The sequence below is a fragment of the Paraburkholderia ferrariae NBRC 106233 genome, assembly GCF_000685035.1.
Taxonomy (GTDB): domain Bacteria; phylum Pseudomonadota; class Gammaproteobacteria; order Burkholderiales; family Burkholderiaceae; genus Paraburkholderia; species Paraburkholderia ferrariae.
Genome location: NZ_BAYB01000026.1, coordinates 45,869 through 55,211 on the forward strand (window position 1 = coordinate 45,869; position 9,343 = coordinate 55,211).

Sequence of the window (9,343 nt, forward strand, 5' to 3'; positions counted from 1 at the left end):
TTGGCGGAACGTTGGCCACTACTCACGTGGCCTTGCCCAAAGGCGCGTTCCAGTATGATGTTGCGCGCCGGCTTTAATATCCGCGTCGATTGATTATCCCGGCGTCTTTTCAGTTAGCCCAGCCAGGCTCCGCATGAACGACTTCGCCCCGGAAGCACGTTTGAACGATCCGGGTCTGCGTGAGCTGCTCCACCGGATGCAGCAGCGGATTGCGGTCGAGAATCGTGAAGCTCGCATCCTTGCCTGCTTCGAGCGACCCGGTGCAATCGTCGAAGCGCAGGGCATACGCCGCGTTGATCGTATAGGCCTCGAGCATCGTGAGCAGATCGAGACGTTCGTCCGGATTCCACGGCGCACCGCCGGGTTCGTCGACGAGCACGCGCGTCACGCCGGTCTGGATGATCTGCAGCGGGTCCATCGTCGTCACCGACCAGTCCGAACCGGCCGCGAGCAGCGCACCCGCATTGCGCAGGCTGCGGAACGGGTAGTTGCACGCGGCGCGCTCCGGGCCAAACAGATCGACATAGAGCTGCTGCTGCTCGGGCCGCGCGGCGCCCCAGAGCGCCTGCACGCTAGCGATCGCACCCAGTTGATGGAAGCGCCCCATGTCGGCCGGATCGACCAGTTGCAAGTGGGCAAACTGCGCGCGGCGGTCGCGCGATCCGTTGCACTGCTGCGCGTATTCGAGCGCGTCGAGCGCCATGCGCACTGCGCGATCGGCCAGCGTGTGGAAGTGCAGGTCGAAACCGGCCGCGTCGGCCAGTTGCGAGATTTCGTTCAGCGCCTCCTGGGTCCACAGCGCGAGACCGCAATCGTCGGTGCCCGCGTACGGTTCGAGCAGCGCAGCGGTCTTCGACTCGGGAACGCCATCGATGAATATCTTGACCGTGTGCAGGCGCAGCGTGTCGCACTCGAATTCCTTGCGCCACGCAGCGAAGCGTTCGATCTGCTCGCGCGCGTTGCCGCGCGGACTAGCCATCAGGCCCGCGCTCATATAGGCCTTGAGCGTACCCTCGCGCTGGGCCGTTGCATAGGCATCCAGTTCCGGCCTTTCGACGCGCGCGTCGAACCAGCCTGTGATGCCGTAGCCATGAGCCATGCGGTGCGCCTTGCCGAGCGCCTTCGGATAACCCGCGGGGCTCAGTTGCGGAATGCGCGAACAGATGCGATAGAACGCGGCTTCGTGCACGACACCCGTAGGCGCGCCATCGGCATCGCGCTCGTGAACGCCGCCTTGCATCTCCGGCGTGTCCTTCGTGATTCCCAGCACCTCCAGCGCCTTCGAATTGAGGCAGCCGCTGTGGACGTCGAAATTCACGACCAGCAGCGGACGGTCCGGCACGATCTCGTCGAGCAACTGGCGCGTCGGATAGGCACCGAACGCGGGTAGATTCGCGCCGCCCAGATAGACCCACGGTTCGTTCGGCGTGGCTTCTGCGCAGGCACGGATGCGCGCGATAATGGCCTGCGGGTCGTTGATACCCGACAGGTCGAAATCGCCAAGGATCAGGTGGCCCTCGAGCGGATGCGCGTGGCCGTCGATGAGCCCCGGCAGCATCATCGCGCCGCGCAGATCGACGCGCTGCGTACGCGGTCCGGCCAGTGCGGCGACTTCCTCGTTCCGGCCAACGGCCAGGATCTTGCCGTTGTGAACGGCCAGCGCTTGCGCAAAGCGTCGGCTGACGTCGGCGGTATAGAGTGTGCCGTTCAGGTACACGACATCGGCGTGTTGCATTTTTCTCCTCCAATCGTGGGAATCATGGGTTCGGGTGCGGCGCACCGGCTGCTCGCCCGCCAATTCCGGCGTATCGAGCGGATTGACTCAATGCTATGGATCACTAATCGTTTGGTCTGCCCTCGTTTTGAGGACAAACCCAAAAGCGGCAGATCAAGCTTCGCTCTACGCGGGGCCGGTGGTGCCGGCAACGATTGCGCCGCCCGCGGTCCACGCGAACAGGCCGGCCCGGTTCGCCACCCCGAGCTTGGCGAGCGCACGGCCAAGATAGGTCCGCACGCTGCAGGGTTCGACCTCGAGCGTCTGCGCGATCTGTGCCACCTGGCGTCCTTCCAGCAGCGCGCAGCACACCAGCCGCTCGCGCTGCGACAGCGCCACGCCATCGCCGGCGAGCCGCTGCTCGAAACGTTGCGCGAGCGTTGCCTGCGCCGAATGGTGCGCGACGCTCGCAAGCCGCGCATGTTGCACGAGGAGCGGCAACAGGAAGTCGCCCAACTGGCGCATCCGGCTCAATTCGTCTAGCGTGAATGAAGGCTCGCCACGGCGCCTGAACAGGGAAAGCGCATACACGTATTCGCCGTAGTCGCTGCCGAGCAGCGTGCATTCCTCGCCGAGCTCGCCTTGTGTGAAATAACGCCCGTATGCGGTGGCCTCGCTCACGTGATGGTTGCTCGAAAATACGATCTGAGGGTCGGTAAGACGCTCCACGTAAGGCAGGATCGTATCGGCGCGCCAGTCGCCGCCCAGATACAGATCGAGCGCGTGGCGCGTGTCGTCGGGATCGATCTCGCCCGCGAAAAACAGCAGATCGACGCCGTCCACGCATCGCGACGGCGCGCGGCGCCGGTAGCGCGTCGCCACCGTGTGGCACGAGTGCGGTTCGAGCGCGTCACATAGCCAACACCACAGACGGCCGGGAAACTGCGCGCTGCCGAGCGCGGCGATCAGGTCGCCGGCACGGCTCAGCGCAATGGCGGCGGGATTCATCGTCGAAGGCACCATGTCGTCGAGTTACGGGCAAAAAGGCCGCCCCGACGCGTTGCCGCACCGTATTCAGCGACCCGTGCGCATGGTACCGGCACCCCCTTGCCGCGTGGGAGCCAAAGCAGCCTTGCCCCCTGCGCGGGGGGGCAGACCGTTCCCCTGGGGCGTCTCTATAGTGAGCCGCATTTCGAACCACAGGAAGATTGCCGATGTCACGCATCATGTGCGGCGCGCCCGTGCCCGCAGAACACCAGGTCACCCTCGCCAACTGGCGCACCGCCCCGCACAGCCAGTGGGCATTCCGCAACGTCCGCCGCCTGCTGCCCACCGCGGCCATCCCGGGTGCGTCCTACCCGGATCGCGCGGTTCAGGCCCGTCCAGGATGCATGATCGATCTCGGCACGCTCCCGTTCGAAACGCCGGCCGGCGAGACCTGGTCCATCGACCGAATGCTGCGGGAGACGAGCACGGACGGCTTTCTCGTCATGCAGCACGGCACGATTGTCGCCGAACGCTACGACCACGGCCTCACGCCGGATAGCCCGCATCTGATCTTCTCGGTCACGAAATCGGTCGTCGGTCTGCTGGCGGGCGTGCTCGCCGATCGGGGCATGCTGGACGTCGATGCGCCCGTCACGGACTATCTGCCCGAACTGCGCCGCAGCGCGTTCGACGGTGCGACCATGCGCCATCTGCTCGACATGACGGTCAGCATCGACTTCGCCGAGGACTATCTCGACACGCGCGGCAATTTCCTGCGCTATCGCCGCGCAATGGGCTGGAACCCGGCCATCGAAAGCGACCCGATCGACCTGAGGCGTTTCCTCATGGAGTTGCAGCGCGGCGAGCGCGCGCACGGCGAGGTCTTCCACTACAACTCGCCGACCACCGACGCCCTGGGCTGGGTGCTGGAGCGCGCCGCATCGCAGCCGATCGACGCACTGCTCTCGCAATACATCTGGGCGCCGCTCGGCGCGCACCACGAGGCATGGATGGCACTCGACCGCCTCGGCGCGCCGCGCGCCGCCGCAGGCCTGTGCGCGACGCTGGGCGACCTTGCGCGCTTCGCGGAAATGATGCGCTGCCGCGGCGTGGCGAACGGCCGCCAGGTGGTGCCCGGCTGGTGGATCGACGACGTGCTCGGCAACGGCAGCCGCGACGCATGGAAACGCTCGACGTGGGCCGATTTCCTGCCCGGCGCGCACTATCGCAGCAAGTGGTACGTCACCGGCGAGGCGGGCAGCCCGTATATGGCCATCGGCATCCATGGGCAGTGGATCTACATCGATCCGGCCTCCGGCGTCGTCATCGTCAGGCTCTCGTCGCAGCCGCTGCCCGTGGACGACGCAGCGGACGCCGCGGCGCTCGCCGCCTACCGGGCCATCGTGCGGCATCTCGCAGATTGAACGCAACGCGACCGTTTTCTCAAGCTATATTTTCGCAACACGAATCATGTCGTCCGCACAGGACGGCCCCATAAAACCATGGAGAAAGGCAAGTGAACAGGAATATCGCAAGCAGGATGAAGGCCGTCTGCGCCGCGCTCGCGCTGGCGGGCGTCGCATGGCAGACCATGCCTGCGGCCCGGGCGGAAGACCAGGTGGTCAACGTCTACAACTGGGGCAACTCGATCGGCAAGGACACCATCGCCAACTTCGAGAAAGCGACGGGCATCAAGGTGGTTTATCAGGAGTTCGATTCGAACGACACGCTGCAGGCCAAGCTTTTGTCCGGCAACTCGGGCTACGACGTCGTAGTGCCCTCCGACATGTACTGGGCCCGCCAGATGCAGGCCGGTATCTTCCAGAAGATCGACAAGTCGAAGATCCCGAACTATGGGCTGCTCGACCCGACCATCATGAAGATCATCTCGCAGGAAGATCCGGGTAATCAGTACGGCATTCCGTGGTCGTGGGGCAGCGACGGCCTCGGCATCAACGTCGAGAAGGTCAAGGCCGCGCTCGGCAACAACGTGCCGCTCGACAGCTGGTCCCTGCTGTTCGATCCGAAGTACGCCCAGAAGCTCAAGAGCTGCGGCGTTTCGATGCTCGACTCGCCTGTCGACGCGTTCGGCATGGCGCTCTTCTACCTGAAGAAAGACCCCAACACGAATAATCCTGCGGACTACCAGGCAGCTTATGAACTGCTCAAGAACATCCGCCCGTACATCACGCAGTTCAACAGCGCCAGCTACATCAACGACCTCGCGGGCGGCGACATCTGTATCGCACTCGGCTGGTCGGGGGACGTGAACTCGGCACGCCTGGCCGCAGAGGCGGCGAAGCGGCCCTACCACATCAAGTACGTGATCCCGAACGAAGGCACGGCACTGTGGTTCGACATGATGGCCGTTCCGAAGGACGCGCCGCATCCCGAGAATGCCATGAAGTTCATCAACTTCGTGATTTCCGCACAGGAAGCCGCGAATCTGACGAACTACACGTCGTATCCCACGGCAGTGCCCACCTCGAAGCCGCTGGTGCGCCCTGAGGTGATGGCCGATACGGCGGTGTTCCCGCCGCCCGAGGTCTACCGCAAGATGTTCGTGAGCAAGCCGATGACGACGGAAATCACGCGCCTGCAGAACCGTCTGTGGGCGAAGCTGAAGACCGACTGACGCACGCTTCTCCGGCGGCGCTGGCGCCTGCCTGAAACCACTGATGCCCGGCAGACCTGGGGGGAGGCTGCCCGGGGCTGCCGGGCATGTCTTTTTAGCACACCCCTCTCCCCGCCTCCCGCTCCTCCTCGTTCGCCGGGCCCTGCTTCGAAGCCATCGTTCATTATCTCGCAGGCTAATCGCAAGGATGCAACGCGATGACCTCTGCCCTGCCACCGGGGGGGCAGACCGGCCTTTTTGCTCCAGCTACATTTTTCGTAACCCAAACCAGGCTGTCCTGACTGGATGGCCCATGAAACTACGGAGGAACAGCAAGTGAAGAGGAGCATCAAGGGGAGAATGAAGGCGATCTGCGTTGCGCTGGCGCTCGCCGGCGTTGCCTGGCAAACCATGCCCGCAGCCCGGGCAGACGAGCAGATCGTCAACGTCTACAACTGGGGCAACTCGATCGGCAAGGACACCATTGCCAACTTCGAGAAGGCCACGGGCATCAAGGTGGTTTATCAGGAGTTCGATTCGAACGACACGCTGCAGGCCAAACTCCTGTCCGGCAACTCGGGCTACGACGTCGTGGTGCCCTCCGACATGTACTGGGCCCGCCAGATGCAGGCCGGCATCTTCCAGAAGATCGACAAGTCGAAGATTCCGAACTACGGCCTGCTCGATCCCGAGATCATGAAAATCCTCCGGCAGGACGACCCTGGCAACCAGTACGGCATTCCGTGGTCGTGGGGCAGCGACGGCCTCGGCATCAACGTCGAGAAGGTCAAGGCGGCGCTCGGCAACGACGCGCCGCTGAATAGCTGGGCGCTGCTGTTCGACCCGAAATACGCGCAGAAACTGAAGGGCTGCGGCATCTCCGTGCTCGACTCCCCGCTCGACGCGTTCGGCATGGCCCTCTTCTATCTGAAGAAAGATCCCAATACGACCAATCCCAAGGACTATCAGGACGCCTATGAACTGCTCAAGGGCATCCGCCCGTACATCACGCAGTTCAACAGCTGGAGCTACATCAACGACCTCGCGGGCGGCGACATCTGCCTTGCGCTCGGTTGGTCCGGCGACGTGAATTCGGCACGCATCGCGGCAGAGAAGGCAAACAAGTCCTACCACATCAAGTACGTGATTCCGGACGAGGGCACGGCGCTGTGGTTCGACATGATGGCGATTCCGAAGGACGCACCGCATCCCGAGAATGCCATGAAGTTCATCAACTTCGTCATCTCCGCACAGGAAGCGGCCAATCTGACGAACTACACGTCGTATCCTTCCGCGGTGCCGTCGGCGAAGGCGCTCGTGCAGGCTAACGTGCTGACCGATCCGGCGGTGTTCCCGCCACCCGAGGTCTACCGCAAGATGTTCGTGAGCAAGCCGATGCCGGCCGAGCTCATGCGTCTGCAGAACCGTCTCTGGGCGAAGCTGAAGACGGACTGAGGATCTCCTCTCCGGCGGCTCAGCCGCCGGTTTTGCCCGGCGGACCTGACGAGGGCCGCCGGGCATGTTTTTTTGTGCGGCGCCCGGCAGATGACTGATGGGCGTGTTGAAAGAGAAGACCAACGCAAAAAAAGGCGGACCGTCGTACAGACCGGCCCGCCAACGTCACACCTTCGCTCAGAACGAATAGATGAGCTGCGTACCCAGGATATCGTTGGACTTGCTGTACGAGCCGTCGCTGCGCAGGAACGTATCCTGCGTCGACCAGTCGTGACGGTATTCCATCTTGATGGTGAGCTGCTGCGTCGGATAGAACAGCAGATCGAGCGCCACGTCCTGGCGCACCGCGCCCTTGCACTCGAAGCCGTAACCGCCGTTCGCCTTCGACGCTTCCAGGCAGCTCGCGCCGATACCCCAGCCGTTGTACGGATCCATGCCATTGCCGTTCAGCACGATGCTGCTCGCGCCGCCGCCGTTCTTCTGGTTGGCCAGCACGTCGTAGCGCGCCGTCACGCCCATGCGGCCAAGGCCCGGCAGGTGGAACTTGCGGTTCGCGAGCAGCGACAGGCCGTACCACTGCGCGGTCCCGCCGTTATACGCCGCGTGCCCCTGCTGGCCGTAGTCGAGTTCCGCGTTGTACTGGAGGTCGGCGGTCTGGTAGGTCAGGTCGGTTTCGCCGAAGAAGAACGTCCCGAACGGATTCGATGCCTGGCCACCCGGACCGTAGACGCCCGGCAGCGGACTGCCGTTCCCGTCGACGCCCTGCACGAGCGACTGGCGCCCGATATTGAACGAGCCGCCGATGTCGAGCGCACCCGACCACGTGTAATCCACGCGCGCCGTGAAGGTCGGCACCTTGTTGCTGGTGGTGACCGGATCGCCCAGCGCGTTGGTGCCGGTCTGGAGCTGCGCGCCCGCCGTGCGGAACTGCTCGTTGCCGAGCATGAACTTCCACGCCCAGTTGCTGCCCTCGCCCATGTAATTCAGACCCACACCCACGTAACTGCCCGGATCCGAGAAGTCGTACAGCAGACCGTGCGTGAGCGTGAGCATCTGGCTGGACTGCTGCACCTCGTAGCCGCCGAAGCTGGGCATGAGGCCGGCGACCACGGAGGTCGTCATCGAGAACGGCACGGTGATGACCGCGGTGTTCAGGATGTTGGAACTGCTGCTGCCATGCTCGGTCATCAGCTGCGTGATACCGTTGCCGCGGTTCGGCATCAGCGTGATTTCCGCGGACGGCGCGAGCGGGCCAACACCGAAGGTCTTCTTGATGTCGAGATACAGGTCGCCGAACGAGCTGTTGTAGTACTGGTAGAGGTTCTCGTGGTTCGCGAACAGAAACGAGGAGCTGCCGAGATCGCGATTGTAGAGATACGTGGGGTCCAGATAGCCGGTGATCGAAAGACCCGCAATCGGACCCGTGGTGGCCGCGTCGGTAAGCGAGTCCACCTTGAGTTGCTGGTTGGAAATCTGCTGCTTCATCTGATCCACTTCGTCGTTGGTCAGATGGGCCGGTGCGTTGCCGTAGTCCGGCGAGGACGCATCCGCGACCGCCGGCTGCGCGGCCGGCGCCGCGGCAGCGGGAGCGGCGCTCTTGCCTGACGCGGCGGCCGTCTGCTGCGCACGCAGTTGCTTCACTTCCTTTTGCAGCGCGTGGAGCTGCGCCTCCAGAGACTGGATCTCGTCGCTGGTGGTGTCGGCAAAAGCGAGGCCGGGCAGAGCCCCCGCCACCATGAGACAGACAAGCTTTTTCCGCATTCTATGTTCTCCTGATTGGTCGTATTGCGAAGCGCGTAGTGAAGTGGACTTCCTTTAAGCCTTGAGCGGACCGAACGCCTTCGTCGTGCGCCCTGCGGTCGGCGTCGTGGCCGTTTCCTCTACCTCGGCCGTGAACGCATGGTGTATGTCGAGCAAGCGCTTCTTTTCGCGCACCTGCATCCAGAGGTTCACGCCGACCACCCCGGTGGTGACGAGGCAGATGAAGATCGTGGCGAGCGCGTTCATTTCGGGATTCAGGCCCAGGCGCACGCGCGAATAGACGACGAGCGGCAGCGTGGTCGAACCGGGGCCGGACAGGAACGCCGAAAGAATCAGGTCGTCGATCGATACCGTGAACGAAAGCAGCCAGCCCGAAACCAGTGCCTGTGAGATCAACGGCAGCACGATCACGAAGAACACCTTGAGCGGCGTGGCGCCGAGATCGAGCGCGGCTTCCTCGAGCGACTTGTTCAGCTCCTTCACCCGCGACTGCACGATGATCGCCACGTACGAGACGCACAGCATCACGTGGCCGATCCAGATCGTTACGAACCCGCGTCCGGCCGGCCAGCCGAACACCTGCTCCATGGCCACGAACAGCAGCAGCATGGAGATGCCCATGATCACTTCGGGAATCACGAGCGGCGCGTTGATCATCGCCGTGAAGAACGTGAAGCCTCTGAAGCGGCCCAGGCGCGCCAGCACATAGCCCGCCCAGGTGCCGATCACGACCGAAGAAAATGCCGTCAGCAAGGCGATTTTCAGCGAGAGCCAGGCACCGGTGAGCAACTCGGCGTCGTGCAGCACGGCGC

General features: G+C 63.7%; 7 protein-coding genes. 3 read left to right on the forward strand and 4 right to left on the reverse strand.

Features of this window, described 5'->3' with window-relative positions:
* Positions 1 to 109: 109 nt before the first annotated feature.
* Together BFE01S_RS25330 and BFE01S_RS40130 are read right to left on the reverse strand one after the other, a co-directional pair.
* On the reverse strand, positions 110 to 1,735 hold the full coding sequence (locus tag BFE01S_RS25330; protein WP_028227913.1) for an amidohydrolase: 1,626 nt from the start codon (positions 1,733 to 1,735) through the stop codon (positions 110 to 112).
* A gap of 165 nt (positions 1,736 to 1,900) precedes the next feature.
* Positions 1,901 to 2,722 carry a helix-turn-helix transcriptional regulator gene (locus tag BFE01S_RS40130; RefSeq protein WP_052420982.1) on the reverse strand — a complete coding sequence of 274 codons (822 nt, stop codon included), beginning with the start codon at positions 2,720 to 2,722 and terminating at the stop codon, positions 1,901 to 1,903.
* A 206-nt stretch (positions 2,723 to 2,928) separates the two neighbouring features.
* Between BFE01S_RS40130 and BFE01S_RS25340 the strand changes: the two genes are divergently transcribed.
* The 3 genes from BFE01S_RS25340 to BFE01S_RS25350 all read left to right on the forward strand — a co-directional run bounded on the left by BFE01S_RS25340 (position 2,929) and on the right by BFE01S_RS25350 (position 6,770).
* Positions 2,929 to 4,125 carry a serine hydrolase domain-containing protein gene (locus tag BFE01S_RS25340; RefSeq protein ID WP_042338521.1) on the forward strand — a complete coding sequence of 399 codons (1,197 nt, stop codon included), beginning with the start codon at positions 2,929 to 2,931 and terminating at the stop codon, positions 4,123 to 4,125.
* A 116-nt stretch (positions 4,126 to 4,241) separates the two neighbouring features.
* Positions 4,242 to 5,336, forward strand: a complete 1,095-nt coding sequence (locus BFE01S_RS25345; RefSeq protein ID WP_028227915.1) for a polyamine ABC transporter substrate-binding protein — start codon at positions 4,242 to 4,244, stop codon at positions 5,334 to 5,336.
* 339 nt (positions 5,337 to 5,675) lie between these two features.
* Positions 5,676 to 6,770, forward strand: a complete 1,095-nt coding sequence (locus BFE01S_RS25350) for a polyamine ABC transporter substrate-binding protein (protein WP_084170145.1) — start codon at positions 5,676 to 5,678, stop codon at positions 6,768 to 6,770.
* Between the two features lie 177 nt (positions 6,771 to 6,947).
* On the opposite strand, the gene BFE01S_RS25355 is transcribed toward BFE01S_RS25350, so the two are convergent.
* Together BFE01S_RS25355 and BFE01S_RS40135 are read right to left on the reverse strand one after the other, a co-directional pair.
* Entirely contained in the window at positions 6,948 to 8,531 is a 1,584-nt protein-coding gene (locus tag BFE01S_RS25355; RefSeq protein ID WP_028227917.1) for a DUF3138 family protein, read from the reverse strand.
* Positions 8,532 to 8,585: 54 nt separating this feature from the next.
* Positions 8,586 to 9,343 (reverse strand): ABC transporter permease subunit (locus BFE01S_RS40135; RefSeq protein WP_042338529.1); only part of this gene is annotated, 758 nt, incomplete at its 5' end.

What these genes read in the sequence shown, in the direction of transcription:
- BFE01S_RS25345 (WP_028227915.1), top strand. Translation starts at nt 4,242, where the DNA reads ATGAAGGCCGTCTGCGCCGCGCTCGCGCTGGCGGGCGTCGCATGGCAG.
- BFE01S_RS40130 (WP_052420982.1), bottom strand. Translation starts at nt 2,722, where the DNA reads ATGAATCCCGCCGCCATTGCGCTGAGCCGTGCCGGCGACCTGATCGCC.
- BFE01S_RS25340 (WP_042338521.1), top strand. Translation starts at nt 2,929, where the DNA reads ATGTCACGCATCATGTGCGGCGCGCCCGTGCCCGCAGAACACCAGGTC.
- BFE01S_RS25355 (WP_028227917.1), bottom strand. Translation starts at nt 8,531, where the DNA reads ATGCGGAAAAAGCTTGTCTGTCTCATGGTGGCGGGGGCTCTGCCCGGC.
- BFE01S_RS25350 (WP_084170145.1), top strand. Translation starts at nt 5,676, where the DNA reads ATGAAGGCGATCTGCGTTGCGCTGGCGCTCGCCGGCGTTGCCTGGCAA.
- BFE01S_RS25330 (WP_028227913.1), bottom strand. Translation starts at nt 1,735, where the DNA reads ATGCAACACGCCGATGTCGTGTACCTGAACGGCACACTCTATACCGCC.